Source organism: Paenibacillus sp. LHD-38 (assembly GCF_031157315.1).
Classification (GTDB): Bacteria; Bacillota; Bacilli; order Paenibacillales; family Paenibacillaceae; genus Pristimantibacillus.
The window spans coordinates 87,573-108,469 of sequence record NZ_JAVIFU010000004.1 but is presented as its reverse complement, the minus strand read 5'-3'; the positions used below and the strand labels follow the sequence as shown (position 1 = coordinate 108,469).

Genomic DNA, 20,897 nt, shown 5'->3' with positions numbered 1-20,897 from the left:
CAACAACTTTTACGAACATTAATGGCAATAAATACCTTCATTATTCGTTTTTAGCAATCATTTTGAGAAGTACTATATCTTCTTGACGAGTGAACGGTACATCAGGAATAGGAAATAAGGAGCTCCGATCAGCATAATGATCAGTCCAGACGGAATCTCCTTCGGCGCCATCACCGTTCTGCCGAGTGTATCCGCCAGCACGAGCAGCAAGCCGCCAAGCAGACCCGATAACACAATGGAGCGTCTCGTATGGTGACCGACCATCATTCGCACCGCATGCGGCGCCATCAGTCCAAGGAAACCGATCGTGCCCACGCTTGCAACTGCGCCGGCAGCGAGCAGCACTCCGATAATCATTGCCCAGAGGCGCGTTCCTTTCACCGGCAAACCAAAGCCCGTCGAGCTTTCGTCTCCGAATGCGAGCAGGTCAAATTTTCTGCCCAAATAATAAGCAGCCGGCAACAGAATGATAAGAAAGATAAAAATGCTGTTAAACTGATCCCACCCTCGCCCGTAGGTTGTGCCGGTAATCCAGACGAAAGCCGTGCTGCTCCAAAGGCTTGCTTTCACGATCATCGCCTGTATGCCGGCAGAGCCAATGGCAGATACCGCGATGCCAAGCAAAATAAGTACCGAAGGGTTAAGCGACTTGCGCCATGCCAAGAAAAATACAAAGGCTGCTGAGATAACACCGCCTGCAATAGCGGCAATTGGAAGAGCGAAAATCGGCAGCGTAGGCCAAGCGACCAACACCACCAAAGCGCCAAAGCCCGCACCTGAGGTTACTCCGATAATCGAGGCATCCGCAAGCGGATTGCGGACAGCGCTTTGAATGAGCACGCCGCTGATCGCCAGCGCAATGCCACCGCCAGCCGCAACAAGCGTGCGCGGAAGCCGTAAATTCAGCAGTACGGAGTAAGAGTCGTCTCCTGCCCCAACAAGACTTCTAAGCAATTCCATGATCGGGATTTTCGTCCCGCCGAGCGACAAACTGACTAGGATTAAGACGGCCAGCAATACGGCCATGGAAATCGCAGTCGGCGTAAAGCGCATGCGCAGCGGGGCTCCCCCGATGCTCATCGACGACTGTCCCGTGCCCGAGCCGGAAATGTTTTTCATCTTGGTAAGTACCAGCCAAATGAGCCAAGGTGCGCCGATGATCGCCATCACAGCGCCGACCGGCATTTCGCCGAGACTGCTGCGCACCATGCGGGCGAGCAAATCCGCAGCCGTTATGAGCAGCGCGCCCCAAAGCGCACTCGCTGGAATGAGCAAGCGATGCTTGCGAATGCCTGAGAGACGGACCAGATGCGGGGCAACAAGCCCGACAAAACCAATCGGTCCGACAACGCTGACCACGATCGCTGCCATAAACACCGAAAGCGTAAGTCCGCCCGCCCGGGTGAGGCCAACGCGCTGTCCTAACGAGCGCGCGGTCGATTCATCCAGCTCCAGCGCGTCGAATTGGCGGCCTGCGAATATGGCGATAACGAGCAGCGCTGCCACGAACGGCCAGGCATACTCGACGCCGCTCCAGTCGAGCTGGATCAAGGTGCCCGATCCCCATAAAAACAAGGATTGTGTTTCTGTCTCTTTAAAAATGTGAATGGCCGACGTAAATGCGCCGAGCACCAACGATACGATCATACCCGATAAAGCCAGCCGAACCGGCGTTGCCGTGCGGCCCCCGCCAAGGAAATAAGCAGCCAGCGCGGCCAGGAAGCCCCCGCCTGCTGCCAGTAAAAAAGGGAACTGATGCTGCAGCGCAGGAAAAGCAACCATGCCGAGCACAACCATAAAGTAGGCGCCCGCATTAATCCCCAGTGTATCGGAGGCGGCGAGCGGATTTTTCGTTATGGTCTGCAAAAGCGCACCTGCGGCAGCAAGGGCGGCGCCGGCGATGATGCCGATTACCGTCCGCGGCATCCGGATATCCCAAAGCAGGTTATGCTCCATTATGTCACCCTGCCGGTGCATTAAACCGTCAAACACGGTAGCTGCCGGAATCTGTGCTTCCCCAAAGCACAGGCTCAGCACAGACAGAACGAAAAGGGCGGCAAGGCCGCCCCCGAATATACCGATCATTCGCCAAATCATACCCAATGAGGCTTCGTTTTTGTGATTCGTCATCATCTCGCTCATTTCGTCAAAACATTTACGACTTGGTCAACGATCACTTTGGAGGAGATCGGACCGCCGAACACCCATGTTGCGCTGTCGAGGGCAAACGTACGTTTTTCTTTCACGAAGTTCAGGCCGTTCCATACGGAATTGTCTTTCAGCGCGCCTGCAAAAATGTCGTCGTCCTTTTGAACGATATAAAGCAGGTTCGTATCTTGAACGGCAGGCAGCGCTTCTACAGTCGAAGTGCTAAAGCCGTAAAGCTCGAAATTTTCGGATTTCCAATCGTTTTTCAGACCAATACGGTCCAGTGTTTGCACCGCCAAAGAGTTGCCTGTGAACAAACGCATCGTTGCAGCGTTCTGGTAGCTGAATGCTTGCGTAAGTACATAGTTCAAGCCGTCTTTGCCAGCTGCAGCCAGCTTTGTTTTCGCATCCGCATAATGCTGGTCGAGATCAGCAAGCACTTTGTCGCCTTCCGGTGTTTTGCCTACTGCTGCAGCAATCGATTTGAACATATTGATCATCTCGGTGTACTGGTCGCCTTGGCCATCCGGCGGGTACAGGCTGAATATAAGTGTCGGCGCAATGCCTTTCAGCTGATCGTAGATCGCTTCGTGGCTGTCCGTGTTCGCAATAATCAGATCAGGCTTCAAGGATGCGATAGTCTCAAGGTTAGGCTCGTGGCGGAGACCAACGTCTGTCACGCTTGCGTCAAGTGGAGCTTCGCCCGTTACCCACAGCTTATAGTTTTCATTGTCCGCGTTGCCGATAGGCTGCATGCCTAGCGCAATAATATCCTCTGTAAATGTCCATTCCAATACAACAACCTTTTGTGCAGGCTTATCAAGCGTTACTTCGCCTTTAGCATCCTTAACAACAATTGGGCCGGATGCCGCTTCAGTACTCGCATTGGTCTCAGCTGCATTGGTTTCGGCCGCATTGCCGTTTTTCTCGTTCGCTGCTGTCGTGTTAACCGAATTGTTCGCACCGCAGCCAGCCGCAACCAGCATAACGACGATCACCATAATCAAGCTCATTAAACGTTTGTTCATTTCCTCGTACCCCCTATTTTTATAAACCATTACATCTACATTGAATGATAACCATTTTCGTTATGTTGATAATGATTATCATGTTCAAGAACTTTAGTAATCTTATAACCGTTTCAGATATATGTCAATACAATTTTTTTCTTGTTTTCAATTCAAAGAAAAAGGGCGGGAATCTTGCTCCCGCCCTTCTCATTGCTGCTCCGTAGGCAGCTTATATTCATTCGCTTTTAAAAAAGTTAGGTAAATAAGCTTTGTTCGCCTCAAGCATCTCTTCAAGCAGCAGCTTCGCAACCGCTACGCTTGGAACGAGCGGATGATGCACCATCGCTTGCAGCGCGATGCCTCTATCACCGCTAATCGCAGCCTCGATTGTCAGCGATTCGTAAGTTTTCACGGCATGCATGAGCCCTTTGATTTGCTCAGGCACACGCTGAAGCGGCAGCGGGATCGGTCCCTGCGCCGTAACGACGCAGTTGACTTCAACGCTCGCATCCTCGGGCAGAAAATCGATAATATTGCCGTTTCTCACGTTCAGCGTTTGAATATCCCGCTTATCCGTATACAGCGCATGCATAAGATTGACAGCGGCCTCGGAGTAATAAGCACCGCCGCGCTTCTCAAGCTGCTTCGGCTTCTCATTCAAATTCACGTCCTTATAAAGCTCGAACAGCTCCGCTTCTACCCGGCTTACGACTTCCGCGCGCGTGCCGTTTGTCGCAAGCGACTCGGTCATTTCCGCAAGCATCGCATCCGTCATGTAGAAATAGCGAAGATAATACGTCGGCAGCGCGCCAAGCGAACTCAGGAAATCCGCATCCCAGTCAAAAGCGGTAACGTTTGTGGCCGAATAATCCCTGCCGCCGCCAATCATCTCCTGCAGCTTATCCTCGCCATTCACGTAAGCGGCCGTAACCCAGTGAAGATGGTTAATGCCAACAAATTCAGGCAAAACCTCTCGTTCGCTGACGCCGTATTCCTTTGCCAGAAATTTTTGGAAGTTAATGGGTGAATTGCATAGGCCGACCGTCTTTACGCGGCTGTGCTTCTGCACGGCTTCCGTCACGATCCCTGCCGGATTCGTAAAATTCAGCATCCATGCATCGGGAGCCAGCTCTTCTATATCTCTGCAAATATCTAGAATGACCGGCACCGTGCGGAGCGCCTTGAACATACCTCCCGGCCCCGTCGTCTCCTGCCCGATGACACCGTGCGATATCGGAATATGCTCGTCGCGCCGCCTAGCCTCCAGCAGCCCTACCCGCATTTGCGTCGTTACAAAATCAGCTCCGGCAATCGCTTCTCGGCGGTCTAGCGTTAATTTCACTTCAATCGGCAAACCGGCCTTTTCAACCATCCGCCTGGCAAGCTCACCGACAATCGCAAGTTTATGGCGCCCCTCCTCGATATCAACGAGCCACAGCTCGCGAATCGGCATTTCGTCGTATTTTTTGATGAAGCCTTCCACAATTTCAGGTGTATATGAGGAACCGCCGCCAATGACGGCGACCTTTAATGTTTTTTTGGACAAGTGAACGAGCCTCCCTATATTAAAATGTAATTTTACGCAATGCGGAATCAACCGCTTGATCAATGGCAATGCCGCCGCAATCCATGGCGCTCATAACTGCTCCAATGACCGGGTCGACCGTCAATCTCACTGTTTTCGCTTGCGGCGCAGCTATAGCCAGCGCTTCTTTGATCGCATCAACCATATGAGGGGAGCCTCCCCGCGAGAGCACGCTGCCTGTCAAAACAACATCGAAGCTTTCTTGCTCCATGCCGAGGCGCTTGATTAGCGCAATAACCGCATTGGCATGCTCGCTGCCAGCTTCGCGCAGAATACGGATGGCAACTGCATCACCCAGTGACGCAGCTTCAAACATGACCTTAGCAAGACTATGAGACGGTCGCTTGCCGTTATAAAGCGCGTCATCGTACATTTCCTGGATGGTCGCATAGCCCAGCCGCTGCGGAACAAGATCGCTTAACAGCGTAGCTTGTTCCCTTCCCTCCGAGGACCGAATGGCGCTGCGGAAGGCATGAATCGCAAGATCCGTGCCCGAGCCGTGCCCATCGCCGAACAAATAACCGAAGCCGCCATACTGGAGCTCTTCTCCTTGCGGATTGCGGGCCGCCGCGTTAAATCCGGTACCGCTTATAATGACTGCCCCATACGATTGGTTTGTTCCGGCACGCATGCCGATCATCGTATCACATGCGATAGCGTATTGTTTATAATCAAGCGATGCGATCATCGGACGCAAAATCTCATAATCCGGCTCGCGATCGGCTCCGGCGAGACCAAAATACGCGAACGTCACCTGCTCCTTCGTTGCGCCCGCTTCCTGCAAGGCCTGCTGGCAAGCATCATCGATGCTTGTTCTCGCTGTTTCAAACGCGGTTTGGTGGTTTCCATTGCCACCGAGGCCTCTGCCGAGCACATGGCCTTTCTCGTCTACGAGCAGGGCGTGGGTTTTGCTGCCACCTGCATCTATTCCAAGAAAAATCATGATGTTCACGCTCCTTATTTGTACTTTCTTCTATTTCTAGCGTAACCGGCTGACGCCAGCCTTTGCGGCGAGAATTCGGTTCGCGTTGAAATAGAAGCAACGTATAACCATCTCATTTATACTTTCTTCTATTTTAAAATAAAAAACATCGCTCTTCTAATGAAAAAGAACGATGTTCTGATACAATCTTACTGTTTTTTATATTCTTAGCTCGGAAGGCTGCCTGCCGATATGCTGCTTGAACAATCGGTTGAAATTAGATAAATTGCGGAAGCCGCATTCCGCTGCCACTTCGATAATTTTCTTATCCGTGGATTCCAGCAAGTAAGCGGCCTGCGCCAGCCGAAGCTGGATTAAATAATCCATTGGCGATGTGCCGACGACCTGCACGAACAGCGAGCTGAACCTTGATGGACTTAGATGTGCCGCGTCTGCCAGCTCTGCAAGCGTCCATGGATGGGCAATATCGGTCTCGATATCGCGCAGCACGCCTCGAATCGTTTCCGTTCCGCGCGCATGCAGCGCTTCGTTTTTATTATTTTTCATAAAGTAACGATTGACGAACGCCAGCAGCTGAATGAGCTTCGCCCTCACAACGACCTCGAAATGCGGTTCCTTCCGCTTAAATTCAGCAGACATTTCCTTTAGAATTTCCCCTAGCCTCCCCAGCATAGGGTGCGTCCTATCCAGCACATGATCCAAACGCAGGCCGATATCACGGAACGGAATAAGCAGATCTGCATCATAACGCTGCTCAAGCGCAAGGATTGAAGAGTCTAACATGACGATGCTCATGACCAGCTCATCTGCTTCAAACGCCCGGTGCAAATCATTGGAATGAATGAGTACAACATCGCCTTGCTGGAAGTCATAGCGGTTCCCGTTAATCAAATAGTAGCCGCTTCCCTTCTCGATATAGTTGATTTCAAGCGCTTTATGCCAGTGCAGCCTTTGAAAGGTTGGCGTAACCCCCACAGATTGCGAAATGATAATCGGAAAAGCCTGCGGCAGCGCAATCTCGTCTTTGCTGATGGATGGCAATAGCTTCATTGTTTTCTCCTAAAAGGTTTGCGGATGCAAACCTGGCTTCGTAAGCATTGGCTTAGGTTTGCGGATGCAAACCTGCTCATCACAAATTATAGCAGATAGGCTTTGTTGACATCATCTGTAAATCGGGAATAATATTTAAACCAACGGTTAGTAACCAATGGTTATTTTCGTGCGAAGGAGGACTGCCGATGGCCGCAAAAAAAGAGCAGCGTTCCGAGGAAACGAAACGTTCGATTATTTCCGCTGCCGAGAAGCTTTTCGGCGAGAAGGGCTACGAAGCTGTAACGATTAGAGAAATCGCCAAGGAAGCAGGCTGCTCGCATACGACGATCTATATTTATTTTCAGGATAAAGAGGCTTTGCTTCATGCGCTATCTATCCCCATGCTGCTTCAGCTAAATGCGGCTTTAGATACGCTCGCTGCCGATGCCTTCCTATCCGCGGACGAGAAGCTCCGCCGCATGAATGAACGGTTTATTCGGTTCTGCTTGGATCACCGGAGTATGTATACCCTATTTTTCGAGGCGAAATCCGCTCGTAGCGATGAACCAGCGTCCGGTCTTGAAGTCAATCGGCTGCGCAACCATATGTTCAATATCATCATTCAGCTCCTAAAGACCAATCTTAATTTGTCCGAGGGCGAGCAGATTCTCAGCTGCTCACGCATTTATTCCTATATGCTGCGCGGAATCATCAGCACGTATACCCATTCGGAGGAGAGCGTCGACTCCATTATGAGCCGCCTCTCCCCCAGCTTCGATGATGCCTTTGAAGCCCTCATTTTTGGATTCGGCAGACAGATTAACGAAAGAAGGGCGGATTCATGACATTTTTAAAATGGCTGGCTGGATAAGTGAATTGCGACGAAGGAGGAAAAATAGAGGTTATCTGGACATTTTCGGCTTGCGGCTTCTATCAAAACGCTTGATCATAAGTTGCCATTAAGAGGGCTTATGTTCAGTACGCAGCTTATCATTGCTCTCATGATCTTACACATCCAAAAAAATGGCGTACAAAACTGTTGTCAGTTTGTACGCCATTTTGTGTATATTCATATTTTAATGCTGGTCGAGCAAAAGAAATCCTATTCCCACTCGATTGTAGCAGGCGGTTTCGACGTAACGTCGTATACGATACGGTTGACGTTGTCGACCTCGTTAACGATACGAACGGAGATTTTTTCGAGCACATCCCAAGGAATACGGGGGATGCGAGTCGTCATATCGTCAAGTGGAAGTAAATCGAAGTTAATTCACGGATGCCGAAAACCTGCCTTAATAGAGTAAATTACTATTCAATTATCACGTTGTTTTTGTATATCAATTGTAGCGGGTAAAACCAGTGATTTCAACTAGAGATTACAAAAAAGTGGCATATCTCGCTACGACGATGCTACCCTATTTGCTATCCATCGAAAATATAGCTAATACTGCCGAATTATCCCGCAATCCCGATGCAACAGGTAAAAAGGGAAGTCGCTATATGTACCGATGTTAGTCACCCTCACGCTACTATATATTTATAGGGGTTGGGTGACCGTGTTACTTGTTTTGTGACGAGTTGGGCATGTTACTTAATGAGGTGAAAATCAAATGGCTAAATTAATAACCACTTTTGTAACAATTTTATTTCTGTCTTTTAATTTAGGTGGCATAGTTCAAGCAAATGAACAACCGCCTTTAATGAGCATTAAAACCATTCCTTCTCCCGAAGGCAATTGGGTATATATTCCTGAGGGTGATGGAGAAATGATAATAAACGTATCCACCGCTTATGTAAATACTTTTAAAGTATGGAGAGTTCCAACTGGTACTCAACAATGGGAAAATCGAATCCTGATTTGTGAAAAAAGAGGTAACGTAGATGACTGGACTTGCATCTGGAGATACACCAAAGACGATAATATTCATGACCATTTTGTTGTTGAAGTTACAGGAGAAGGTGGGAGTGCTACGGATAGTATCAATGTGACTCGTAAACATTCATTAGACCATCCACAATAGTCATCATGTGATTTAAATGACCTTATAGATATTATCATCAATCTCTTCAATAGTGTCATTATTTCGAACGAGCAGGTATACCGCTTCGGAATTAAAATGAAGTTCTCTCAATCTGTCCATCAGTTTGACTATGAACTCATCTGTATTCAAGTCCCATATGTCCAAATACAATTGTGTGTTAATTAATATTATAATACTAACTCCTTGGTAGTCTTTCTGAGCCTTCTTATTGGCGTTCTCAATCACCTTCTCCATATAGTCATCAGCCTTGGTTTGTAAATCTCTTGTATCCCCTATACTCATCTCACTGTAACCACGCTCGTTTAGTTTTTTAGCATCCTTATTTTCCTTATGTCCTTCTATGTACTCAGTGATTTCAATCTTATGAATGTGACCGCTTGGCAACTTTATAAGGCCGTCATAGCTTTGATTACCAACAACTAGTCTAATCTCAGTATCTGACGAGACATATTTAGTTTGGCTAAAAAGATACAGAGGGTAGAACTCCTCTAAAAACTCTTTATATCTGCCCTTTTTAAGCCTTGCTAATTTGACATAATCCTTATTATCTATGATCTCAGCACGCTTCATTTCAAAATAAACTCTCATTTGAGCAGGAGTACGATATATTTCCAAATCCTCGAAAAATTCATTTATGTTTTGCATCTTCTTTTCTGTCCTCTCAGGAAATTTCACCAAGTTTCAAATCGACATACTCTAGGAGACATATCTAGCTATCAAACTCAACCAACATCTTTGCTGTTCGAATGTGAATCCCTCAAACTCAAACAATTTTGTTTCCCTGATGTGTAATGTAGGGTCGCATCAACTACATTAGTATTATCCCATAATACCATGAATAGGAAGTAAATTGACCGTTAGGTCAACAAGATCATCCTATCGTATCGCTAAGTTTCACGCATGGGTCGCTGGCTGGATGTGCTATGGGCTTTTCCGTAAATCACAATCACTTTATGGATATTAACTAACCCCGACCCGCTCCTATAGAACAAAAATACCACCTATTTCAAGGTGGTATAGAAAAATCATCTTTCATTATGTAATGTCATTAAATATTTCAGTTAATACCCTATCCTCATACCCATTTGAAACTTCAAAAAATCTTTCATTCCTATTTATTTTATAAGCATATATATTATTAGAAAGATACTCTTTATCTACAATATAAACATTAACATCTTTAACAGCTAATATTTGTCCCAAATTTTCCACGTTATCATTTGTCGAACTTATTGCAATTTTCTCCTTCGGCAAATAGAGCCTAGGTGTAGCATTTCTCCCATCAATTCTAGGTCTAATTTCAATATCAAACTTAGACTTAATTTTTAATTGACCTTCACTATCTACAAGCACCATATGTTGAGAATCCAATTTTCTCAATAAATATATCAATGGTGCAATCACAAAATCATTTTCTTGATGATAATCTTTTAGACACTGTACCAGTGTATATTGAAGTTTATCTGTTTCCTCAACAATTTCATATAATTTATCTTTAGCATTTTCAGCCACGAGATATTTCTCAACAGTAATTACATTTTTCGCAATTGCTTGTTTAATTAAAGATTTATAGTGTTCTTTAAAAACTGCCCCTCTGCTGTCATTGTACAAATCCATATACTGAAAATCCTTACCTAATGGTAACTTTGCGGTAAATAATTCTTCAATATTCATTTACTCATCTCCAATTCAATTAACAATAATTATTTCGCTAGTTATTTAAACAACATCATTAAAAAGTAACTTATTGTTCATCTGTATATTGTTGAAGTTTAAGAATGTGTTTAGAAGAAGTAACTGACTCATATGTGATCTTTTTAAATTGTTCAACTTTTAAGTGAAGTTGTTCATTATTTACAGATTCAACTTCAATATCTTCATCCTCATTTGGTGTTCCAACTTTAACCTCTATGGTTGCCCCCTTGTCTAAGCGATCAGCCAAATAATTAAGGTGTTTTTTTAAGATGACTTCAAGTTCATTTGCTCTACCTTGATCCGTCTTTTGATAATATTCTTGAATGAGTTCCTTTGCTAAGTTACCTATTCCCTGTGAAATTGAATTATCTATGTATGCTTTCATTGGTTCAGTTACTTCATTAGGCATAGACCTACTTTTCATATTATCGTAAATTTGTTTTGTTTCAAGGACGGTCTTTATCAATGCAATAATTCGTTCAACTGAGGCAATTGTTATTCCTATAACTGCAGGCGTTGATTCAAGAAAAACCTGAAATGCACTATTGCTAATTGTTCGTATCCTTGTACTTGCAATATCTTCTGAAACAATCTCTTTAAATGTAATAAGCAAGTCGTCAAGACTCTTGAACTCATGTACTAAACCTTTTATAGTATTGTCAGTGATTTCTCTTGGAACTAGATAGCCAATCTCATACTCATTGTTCTCCAAATAATCATATTCAATTTCAAGATCATTAAATGAAGAATCAATACTTTCAATGGTTGTTTGAAATTTAGTCAATTGGGTTGAAAGTAGATTCAATTCATTAATTGCATCGCCTGGTGTCAGGTTGTTGGTGGATAAATGATGTAATACATTGTCGTATAAACCTTGACCAACAAGTTGTGTACCTTTAATTTCATTTAATATTTGATATTCCGATACTGTAAATGAATTACTTTTACACGCATCAGTTGCTTCTTTGAAATTTTGAAGAAACTCCTTGAACTGCTCACTATTACTTGAATTGGGTTGGGCTAATGAATTTGCTAATGAATTTCTTAACTGATTAAATAATTGTTCCAAATTACATTTTTTCAGATCGTTTCGAATTGTCTGTATTACATAATGAAATTTTGCAACATTCACGTAATATCCCCCTATAAGCAATGCTAGTATTAGTTAAATATTACCATGATTTGTCGAAATGGAGTATGCTTTCTTTTCGTACCTATCAAAGAAAATCTAACCGTTATCGCATCAATTTCTAAGTCCAGTCGCTGGCTTGGTGTGCTATGCCCCTTTCCGTTATAAGGTAACTCTGTTTAGATTTTAACCACCCCCCACCCGCTTCTAAACAACTAAAAAACCACCCTTTCAGGTGGCTAGTCTTTAAATATGTTATCTACCGCTCTCTGCCTATCTTCTTCACTGGGCATTGAATACCTTAGAATCATATCTGCACTTGTATGTCCGCTCAAACTCTGAATAACACTTATATCTTCTCCTGCTCTCACAAGCCCTGTAATGAAGCTATGGCGAGTCTGATGGACGTTGTGACCATTCTTCTCCATTAGGTACTGAACGCTTCTGATGCTAATACGTTCTTGTCTGTTGCTTATGAATAAAGCTGGATGGTTATCTGTACGTTCTTCAAGATACTTTTCAATAGCCCTTCTTGCTTCAACGTTGAGTGGAAGTGTACGCTCCTTATTGCCTTTACCCAACCTAACTACCAACGAGCCTTTTCGGTCGCTTACATCAACATCTGTGCGGTCTAGAGCGACTAATTCTGATACCCTGATACCAGTCATTAGCAAGGTCATAAGGATTGCATAATCTCTCTTATTGCCAGTACGATCAATATCTCTAACCAACTTATTGCGTTCAAGCTTATCCATTGCTTTCGGTGCTTGCTTCTTTATATCGGCAACTTTCACAATAGCTATATCTTCAATAGCATCGTTCTTTCCAGCCCACTTAGAGTATGACTTTATGGCATTCCACAACTTATTGATCGTAGATGCTGACTTCTTCTTAGATGATAAGTAATCGATGTACTGTTGAACATCTGATCTTGCGTAGTCGCTTAGATTCGTTCCCGCCCCGTCTAGCCACTTATCGAATTGCTGGATAGCATGAGCGTAAGTTTTGATTGTTGTTGCTGATTTGCTCCGCAAGCCTTCATTAAGATATTGGTCTAACATACGCCTTTCACCCCTTAAAGTGTCATTAAATAATTCTACGCAATATTTTTCGTTTGTTAATCGGCTATATATGTACCATATCGATTCAATATACGTCATATTATAGCATAGAATTGTAATTCCACGCAATAATTCTACGCAAATAATGAGATTTAATTCTAACGATAATCCTGTCGTGGTGCTATCGGCAAGATTATATGGTGCAATAAAAACACTTGTGTTTACTCACTTTTTCAATTACAGGAAAATTGATAAAATTACGATTCACTCACCGTTAAAGAATAGTGAATATATGGTTATTTCGCTTTGTTCTTTTATCGCTATCGTGAATAATAACAAGGGTGTCGGGATGGAAGTGTTATTGTTGGTAACTAATCAAATGACTCTGTTAAAGTTCATTAAGCTAACTGGCAGTTTAGTGTAGTAACCCCATGAATATCCATAAGCTTTTTAGTTACCACTGCACTATAATCTTAGTAGGATTCTTTATAAGGAGATATTTATGAAAGCCAAATTTCTTGAAGTATTTGTAAGTCTCATGCTAGGTTTTTTTACTGGAATATTGCTGAGTGGAAAGGGTCATCACATTGAAGAAAGTGGAGTGCAAATTTTACTAGGATGCATCCTCTGGATTTCTATCTTTGCATATCTAAGAATGAAATGAAATTAGTTATTTATTGAGTTAACGGGGAACGATAGTTCAATATTATGAGTTACATACAAAGACACCCACTTCATACAGAGGTAGGTGTCTTTGCTTTCCATATAATATCCTCTTCTGTACCATGAGCGACAATGAGATCAAACAGTTTTCTCAGAAATTATTGCGTTTCATATAGCTTCCACTGTCCATTAACTCGTATGTAAATATAGTCTGCATTGGTAAGTATCTTCTCGAATAAATTGTTTAAAACTTGATATTCAATGTTTACAATAATGACTTCGTCAGCAAGTTTATCCAAACCATACCACTCTGTAACCTTTTTTACTCTTGTGTTATCAGGTTTTAATCTTGTAACCGCAAAAACATATGGCTCTATATTATTCAAACTATCTGAAAATAAATCTGGAGCGTAGATGGTACTCAATCTTTTCTTGTCATCTTTTTCTTTTACTGCTTCAAGATAAGTTAAGATTGTTTTTAACAAACTGCCTTTCACACCAACAACTTTAATATGGTTAAGGTCTAATTCACCTTTACGTTCTAGTTTTTTCATTCGTTCTTGTATTATTTCTTCATCCGTCTTTGTAACCTCTTTGTTTGTTGGCTCAATGGAAGGTATGACTTTGAAGCTTCGAATATTGTCTGCTACAATATCATCTGTTTCTGATGAAGTGCTTTGATTCGTTGATGCTGATGTGCTTTGATTTGTTTGTGATAACGTTGAATTTACCTGCAGATTTGTACAGGCAGTGAGTAGAATGCTAAAAACCACAATAAACATGCCTATCTTTCTCATAAGCTTGACCACCTTTATTAATGTGTGTCAACCCAGTCTTACTTAATTATGGCTCAAATTATCCAATTACCACAATGTATACGAGTACTATGAATGTTTATTTGTCCATATCCAAGTCCTATGTTGTCTTCCTAGACGCTAGGTATGTAAATAGCACCACCCAATATTGTGGTGCTTGAACTTTCATCTTATTGAATTAGCTATCTCCACTAAAACATCAGCTGTTACCTTACCCTCTACACGTTTATCAATCGACAATATATATTGCCAACCATCTTTTTCAAATCTCAATACATTAAAGGCTGGGAGTCTATCACCCAATGTAGGGGTCGTTCCATACACAGCTTTCTCTCCATTCTCTAACTCATATATGCGAATAACATCACTTTTACGTGGAAATCCTTTTCGGTGTTCCGAAGGATTTACCCATACCATGTAATGATTATTAGAACCTTGAAACTCATTAAGGTACTCAATTTCAAAATAGTCGTTTACACCACCATGTTGATTACATCTTGCCAAATGGTGAGTAAACGGAATTGGTGGCAACTTAAACGGCAACTTAATCTTTCTTCTGAAGTGACTATTACATTCACCTAATGCATCTTCAACTGATTTATAGCCACCATATTCAAAGTACATCTTTTCAAAAGGCACACGCTCGTCACTTGATGGCTTTTCGTTATAGGCATATGTAGTTGAGCCAATCATGAAAGTGAAAGCGATTATAGCCAAGCCAAACAACTTTTTCATTGTATACCTCCAACTGATTTGTTTTCATCATGTAGACTCCCCAAAAATCCCAATGTTTATCTACTCGGTTCCACTACAACTTCTATGGGTGGACTTCCTAGACACTCTCATGGACATTAAGAAAAGCACCACCGAATGTTGATGCTTATAAAGCTTCTCTTTTATTTGAACTATCGTTATCCGTTAGGTTAACGATCCAAGTGTTCAGTCATCCATTTCAAAACTAACCATTACTACCTATACATGATGTTGATGCTTGGGAGCGAAGCGACAAAAACGAAACGAAGTGAAGTGAGATTAGCCGTGAGGGGGTATGGGGGTGGTGCGGCAGGTACTTTTATTCATTTTGTTCTGTGAGCGAAGCGAGTCAGGACGAAATAATAAAAGTAGTTGGTATTAGCACCCCCACTATTGTTGAGCGAAGCGAAACAATATGATTACATCTTATAAGCAGTAAATCTACACCTCCGCTTCGCTACGGTAGCTACCGCACACTTTGCTTTGCAAAGTGTTTGGTTCGCCACAAAACACTTCGCTTCGCTCCGTGATTTCGTGTCGGCATCAACACTCAATAATCTTCTACGTCATCAACACTCAATAATCTTCTACGTCATCAACTTATCATCATGTCTTGCAGGATAAGCCCATTTTACCCCAAAACTATGCCATAACTTTTTCGAAAATCGTTCTATAAATCCCTTGATATATAGGTTTTTCACCCAAGTCATCATAGTATCTATATAATAAATAGAACTGATTACTTGATGGATTGTTAATTTTTCTAGATAAATACATGAACTTTCCATTAATCATCAGGCAGGTTGATAGGGTCGGTCAGCTTCTCAATATACTTATTATGTACATTTATGATACCTAGACCTGTATCCGTAGGAAGTAAGGCTTTTACCCTTGCGTCCGTCAAGATTCTATTGAAGTTCGTTGTTATGCCTATTGCTTGAAATACATCCTTCTTTTGATACTCTCCCTTTGACAATCTAAATACGTAATCAACAAATATGTCAATGTTATCCCTTTTCTTTTCTCCCTTATTCTCCTGCTGGAAGTCCATCTCGATGGTTTTAACATTGTCAGTACCCTTGATTTGGCTTAACACCATTGACACAATCTGTTCATCGCCATTAACGATATAGAACTCGCCCTGTGGCATTTCATTTCGTTGGATACGCTTGATACTTTGATAAATTTCAGAAGCAATGTAGCCTATCTGGACAGCCTTAAAGTCATTGTTTTTGAATCTGCCACGTTCAATATCAATTGACTTCTTCCCCAAATCACTTTGTTTGTACATCATGTATTGGACTAGATACTGCTCGTATGGAATGTTGGGTGTTCCAATAATCCAACATTGGGTGAACTTAGAGTATTCATTTTTGCCAATCAAGTTACCAAACCAATTGATAGCGAAATTTTCACCATTGTATTCGTCACCAACACCTATTTTCGATATTTCCGCTTTGTATAACAGTTCCAATATTGCTTTGTGATTGTCTTTGTGGCAAATGATTAGCGTCTTGTCATCAGACTTGTGGTTAGCTTTAATCTTCTCACAAATTTCAGGATAGAATTTGCTTTGATTATGTCGTAAGTGGCTTTTACTTGAATTGAAATTGATAATTGTGAACATTGAGTTGCTGTGGTCAACAATTCTCTCCTGACCAATGAGTTTGAAGTCGCCAAGATTATAAATCCCATCGATTCCTGCACTTGCATCAAGGATGATGTTATTTTTTAGTCCCCACAATTTGTGTTTGCGATTGTATGTGGAGATGTTTCCACCATTGTAAACACATTTGGTACTGTACCACTGGTCAAGACCAGCCATAAAATGCTTTAACGTGTTTCTGGTCTTCTTATCTTTCTCATTTTCAATGTTTACTTCCATGACTTTCTGGAAATTTTCAATTGTTGCAGGGTGAATCTTTGGTTCACAACGCACTACTTTGTTCTTGTTCTTCTCGACTTCCTGTTTTTGAAGTTCTTTGAGAAGCTTTTGGCAGACTTTATCGTATTCTGGCTGAATACTTGTATGGAGTAGAGAACGAACCTCGTCGTAAGTTTTTTTTGAAAATGTGTAGATAGGGAAATTCACTTTTTCATCAATCACAAGTACATCCCTGTTCTCCATAAATGCTTGTCTGACTGCATCATCGAGACAGAGGTTAATGTAGCGTTGATGGCTGATAATTAGGACACTAATATCTTTCAGCTTATCCAATTTGAATTGCCACTCGCCCCAATTGTCAGATGTAATTCCCAATACATTGGTTCGTAGCGAATTGTTGTGTTTCTCTAGGTACTTCTCGCTATGTTCTATGTCGGCTTTGAAGCGTCTAATAATTAAGAAGGAAAGAGGATTATCCCAATCGTCAAGGTTTGCATCAATAATCTTTAGTGTCTGTAAACTCTTACCTAATCCCGCTTCTAAGCTAAACACGTTAAAAGCATTTTCGCCTGTGTTGTGAGTGGTTATTACTTGCTTTAGTTCCTTGATTTTATTTATGTATAAGTCGCCATACTCTTTTGCGTATATATCTACTTCAAGTTCTTCCTCTTGTATTCCCTGTTCGTCGTCTTCAAAAAAAACATTTCCCAAATCCAACCTAAACCCTCTCTCCTGTATACCTTTTTAGATGCCTATTAACCAAAAAAAGTGATAATCAGAATAAATTATATCGTAGTTCCAAAGCAATAAGCTACTCTGATTGAAAAATAAAAATGGGCTATTACGCCCATTACACCCATGCTTGCAAGAATATATATTTTCTTCTTCCTTGTTTTACTTTAGAACAACACATCTTCACACTTCAGCTATCTTATGCAAATTCCCTGCCCTCCAGTTCAAAAATTTAGAGATATGATTTCCCGCTCCACTCTAATACGCTTTATTTCCTTCTCTATGGCTTCTCTGCGTTCTGGAGATTGAATACCTTCCCATGTTCCGAAACAAGCTTACAGTGACTCTGAACGTTCCGTAGAGGTGATGTGTTATAGCACGGCAAGATTAATGCTATGAAGGTTTGTCATGTTTTATTTTCAATCCATTTAGCGGGCTATGCAATCGTCCAATCTGCAAAATGTCATCTTGCTCTAATCCCCTCAAATACTTGGAAGTTATTTGTGTATCAAAATGTCCCATTAGCCTACTCAAACTGTAAATATCAATTCCATTTCGTAACTGCTTCTGTGCGAAATAATGACGACAATCATGTGGCGAACATCTAACTTCTTTTCTTACACCCGCATTTTCACAATGTTCTTTCAAAATCTTATTGATGCGGGAGCGAGACAATCTTACAGCAGATTGGTCAAGGAAATAATAATCCTCAACTTCATCCAGCAACCGTTTTCTGAATCGTTCCTGCTTTAATGCTTCATACCCTCTCATGTACTTCCGCATGATATTGCTAATATATACCAGACGCTGTTTAGAGCCTTTCCCATGAATTAGAATGTGTCTCCTTGCTACGTCAATGTTTCTGATATTACACAGTTCAGAAACCCTTATTCCCGTGTCAAAGAGCATAATAAGAATGAGTTTGTCACGAACATTCGAATACGTTTCTTCTTTCAGGTCATTAATTATCCTTGATACTTCATCATCATTGAACGTTACAATAACTTTCTTTTCTTCCTTGAGATTTTTAATCCTCCGCATTGGGTTATCCTGTTCATCAATAAACTCTTCGCTCACCAAATATTGAAAAAAGACTTTTAACGTGGCTAAATTATTGTTTATCGTTCTGTTTACTTCACTTCCGACACGCTGACGCTCCTGTATATATTTTTTGATATGTAGTTGTGTTACATCCTCTGTTTCAGTGATACCTAACACTTTAACTGTGAACTCTTCCCATCTGTACAATCGAAACAAACAAAGATCAACATACTTCTTTTCCCTGCCCAAGATTTCTTGATTCAGCCTGAAATCCTCAATTAATTCTTTGATTTTGGTCATAAAAAATACTCCCTTCTATTTGCTAAACAACGCAGATAAAAGAGAGTAATTTTTTGCACTCTATTGTTGCAGGTGTACGTGGATTATCAATGCCGTCAACGCTGTAAACCCTTATAAATCAAGGATTCCGAGCGATTGACGACATTAATTATTTCCAGCCTATTCCCACTCGATTGTAGCAGGCGGTTTCGATGTTACGTCGTACACGATACGGTTGACGTTGTCGACCTCGTTAACGATACGTACGGAAATTTTCTCCAGAACGTCCCACGGAATACGAGCCCAGTCAGCTGTCATACCGTCGATGGACGTAACCGCGCGGATACCTACGGTATAGGAATACGTACGGGCATCGCCCATAACCCCTACGCTCTTCATGTTAGGAAGCGCGGTGAAGTATTGCCAAATTTCACGGTCTAGACCTGCTTTTGCAATCTCGTCACGCAAAATCGCATCAGATTCACGGACAATCAGAAGCTTGTCCTCCGTTACTTCGCCAAGGACACGAATCGCAAGACCCGGACCTGGGAACGGCTGACGCCAAACGATAGCTTCCGGCAAGCCGCACTCTTCCCCGACTTTACGTACTTCATCCTTGAACAAAGCTTTAAGCGGTTCAATGAGCTTGAACTTAATATCTTCAGGCAAGCCGCCAACGTTATGGTGAGATTTGATCGTTTGCGCTGTAGCCGTACCGCTCTCCACGATATCTGTGTAAAGCGTGCCTTGCGCCAAAAATTCAAAGTCATCCAATTTATCCGACTCTTCTTGGAACACGTAGATGAACTCGTTGCCGATAATTTTACGTTTTTGCTCCGGATCCTCTACGCCCTTCAGTTTGCTGAGGAAACGCTCCTGCGCATCGATCTTAAGCACCTTCATGTCGAATTTGCCAACGAAGGTTTCCATAACGCCTTCAGCTTCGCCCTTGCGGAGCATGCCGTGGTCGATAAACATACAAGTAAGCTGATCGCCGATCGCTTTGTGAAGCAGGATCGCTACAACAGAAGAATCTACGCCGCCGGAAAGCGCGCATAGAACCTTTTTGTCGCCAACCTCGTTACGGATATCACGGATCGCATCTTCAATGAACGATTCCATCGTCCATGTGCCGTCGCAATCACAAACGTTGTATAGGAAATTACGGATCATCTCGTTACCAAACTCAGAGTGGCGAACCTCCGGATGGAATTGAACCGCATAAAATTGACGCTCTTTATTGCTCATTGCCGCAACAGGAGCATGCTCCGTGCTTGCGTCAACTGCAAAGCCGGCAGGCAGTTCGACAACGTGATCGCCGTGGCTCATCCAAACCGTTTGAACTTTATCGAGACCAAAGCCGATTTGTGAACCTTCTACAAACTCAACCTCTGCTTTGCCGTACTCGCGTTTGCCCGCACGCTCAACTTTGCCTTCAAGCTGATGCGACATAAGCTGCATACCGTAGCAAATTCCGAAGATCGGAATGTTCAAATCATAAATCGCAGGATCCACCATTGGTGAATTTTCTTCATAAACGCTAGCCGGTCCTCCCGAGAATACAATACCCTTCGGCTGCAATTCACGGATCCGTTCTACCGACGTGTTATAAGGCAATAGCTCGCTGTATACGCCTAAATCGCGGATACGGCGTGCAATCAGCTGATTGTATTGGCCTCCAAAATCGAGAACAACGATGATTTCATTTTGCTTAGTCATTACCGAGCCTCCCTCAAATTATGTAGTAATTATATATAAGGCGGTTTGAGCGAGTCAAGGCGAATCAACGTGACAATTCGTAGGAGAAGCGGTTAAGGCGTATTTGCTTGGGGAAATGTGGTCGGTTTTTGCGGTGGATGATTAGCTCAAGGCGATATGAATCGATGGTCAATCAGCAATCAAAACAGCTAAGCAACTACATTAGCAACAGCAACAGCATTAGCAACAGCATTAGCAACAGCAAATAACAGGAAAAACTCCATCTAATTTTTTCTCAATAGACGTTCTTGGCAAATTAACTGGAATTTCTCACGTTAATATATCCAATCGATCGACGATCGAATCTATTTGATTAAATTAGATGG

17 protein-coding genes are annotated in these 20,897 nt (G+C 42.7%); 2 read left to right on the top strand and 15 right to left on the bottom strand.

Annotation, left to right across the window (positions count from 1 at the left end; all coding sequences use genetic code 11):
• Positions 1-72: 72 nt before the first annotated feature.
• From RCO25_RS05095 to RCO25_RS05075, 5 genes are all read right to left on the bottom strand, one after another.
• A complete protein-coding gene (locus RCO25_RS05095; RefSeq protein ID WP_308995053.1) occupies positions 73-2,142 on the bottom strand; it encodes an iron ABC transporter permease in 2,070 nt (689 codons plus the stop codon).
• Positions 2,139-3,176 (bottom strand): ABC transporter substrate-binding protein, encoded by a 1,038-nt coding sequence (locus RCO25_RS05090; RefSeq protein ID WP_308995052.1) that lies wholly within the window; start codon positions 3,174-3,176, stop codon positions 2,139-2,141. The genes RCO25_RS05095 and RCO25_RS05090 overlap by 4 nt, the downstream gene beginning before the upstream one ends.
• A 217-nt stretch (positions 3,177-3,393) precedes the next feature.
• On the bottom strand, positions 3,394-4,704 hold the full coding sequence (locus tag RCO25_RS05085) for a 6-phospho-beta-glucosidase (protein WP_308995051.1): 1,311 nt from the start codon (positions 4,702-4,704) through the stop codon (positions 3,394-3,396).
• Positions 4,705-4,723: 19 nt separating this feature from the next.
• Positions 4,724-5,686: an N-acetylglucosamine kinase gene (locus RCO25_RS05080; protein ID WP_308995050.1), complete on the bottom strand. Its 963-nt coding sequence runs from the start codon at positions 5,684-5,686 to the stop codon at positions 4,724-4,726.
• 198 nt (positions 5,687-5,884) lie between these two features.
• Complete coding sequence (locus RCO25_RS05075) at positions 5,885-6,736, bottom strand: AraC family transcriptional regulator (RefSeq protein WP_308995049.1); 852 nt, start codon at positions 6,734-6,736, stop codon at positions 5,885-5,887.
• Between the two features lie 188 nt (positions 6,737-6,924).
• Between RCO25_RS05075 and RCO25_RS05070 the strand changes: the two genes are divergently transcribed.
• The gene (locus RCO25_RS05070) at positions 6,925-7,563 is read left to right on the top strand and encodes a TetR/AcrR family transcriptional regulator (RefSeq protein WP_308995048.1); all 639 of its coding nucleotides are present in this window, start codon (positions 6,925-6,927) and stop codon (positions 7,561-7,563) included.
• Positions 7,564-7,820: 257 nt separating this feature from the next.
• Here the strand turns inward: RCO25_RS05070 and RCO25_RS05065 are convergent, their stop codons facing one another.
• Entirely contained in the window at positions 7,821-7,988 is a 168-nt protein-coding gene (locus RCO25_RS05065; RefSeq protein WP_308995159.1) for a GMP synthase (glutamine-hydrolyzing), read from the bottom strand.
• 340 nt (positions 7,989-8,328) lie between these two features.
• On the opposite strand from RCO25_RS05065, the gene RCO25_RS05060 reads away from it, so the two are divergent.
• Positions 8,329-8,739 carry a hypothetical protein gene (locus tag RCO25_RS05060; RefSeq protein WP_308995047.1) on the top strand — a complete coding sequence of 137 codons (411 nt, stop codon included), beginning with the start codon at positions 8,329-8,331 and terminating at the stop codon, positions 8,737-8,739.
• A gap of 12 nt (positions 8,740-8,751) precedes the next feature.
• Here the strand turns inward: RCO25_RS05060 and RCO25_RS05055 are convergent, their stop codons facing one another.
• From RCO25_RS05055 to guaA, 9 genes are all read right to left on the bottom strand, one after another.
• The gene (locus RCO25_RS05055) at positions 8,752-9,405 is read right to left on the bottom strand and encodes a hypothetical protein (protein ID WP_308995046.1); all 654 of its coding nucleotides are present in this window, start codon (positions 9,403-9,405) and stop codon (positions 8,752-8,754) included.
• A gap of 390 nt (positions 9,406-9,795) precedes the next feature.
• Entirely contained in the window at positions 9,796-10,434 is a 639-nt protein-coding gene (locus RCO25_RS05050) for a hypothetical protein (RefSeq protein WP_308995045.1), read from the bottom strand.
• A 70-nt stretch (positions 10,435-10,504) separates the two neighbouring features.
• Positions 10,505-11,587 (bottom strand): hypothetical protein, encoded by a 1,083-nt coding sequence (locus tag RCO25_RS05045; RefSeq protein WP_308995044.1) that lies wholly within the window; start codon positions 11,585-11,587, stop codon positions 10,505-10,507.
• Between the two features lie 236 nt (positions 11,588-11,823).
• Entirely contained in the window at positions 11,824-12,645 is an 822-nt protein-coding gene (locus tag RCO25_RS05040; protein WP_308995043.1) for a tyrosine-type recombinase/integrase, read from the bottom strand.
• 821 nt (positions 12,646-13,466) lie between these two features.
• A complete protein-coding gene (locus tag RCO25_RS05035; RefSeq protein ID WP_308995042.1) occupies positions 13,467-14,105 on the bottom strand; it encodes a hypothetical protein in 639 nt (212 codons plus the stop codon).
• 183 nt (positions 14,106-14,288) lie between these two features.
• Complete coding sequence (locus RCO25_RS05030; protein ID WP_308995041.1) at positions 14,289-14,858, bottom strand: hypothetical protein; 570 nt, start codon at positions 14,856-14,858, stop codon at positions 14,289-14,291.
• Between the two features lie 805 nt (positions 14,859-15,663).
• Positions 15,664-17,478, bottom strand: coding sequence for a hypothetical protein (locus tag RCO25_RS05025; protein ID WP_308995040.1), 1,815 nt, complete (start codon positions 17,476-17,478; stop codon positions 15,664-15,666).
• Between the two features lie 408 nt (positions 17,479-17,886).
• On the bottom strand, positions 17,887-18,834 hold the full coding sequence (locus tag RCO25_RS05020; protein ID WP_308995039.1) for a tyrosine-type recombinase/integrase: 948 nt from the start codon (positions 18,832-18,834) through the stop codon (positions 17,887-17,889).
• Positions 18,835-18,993: 159 nt separating this feature from the next.
• The gene (gene guaA, locus RCO25_RS05015; protein ID WP_308995038.1) at positions 18,994-20,532 is read right to left on the bottom strand and encodes a glutamine-hydrolyzing GMP synthase; all 1,539 of its coding nucleotides are present in this window, start codon (positions 20,530-20,532) and stop codon (positions 18,994-18,996) included.
• Positions 20,533-20,897: the final 365 nt, after the last annotated feature.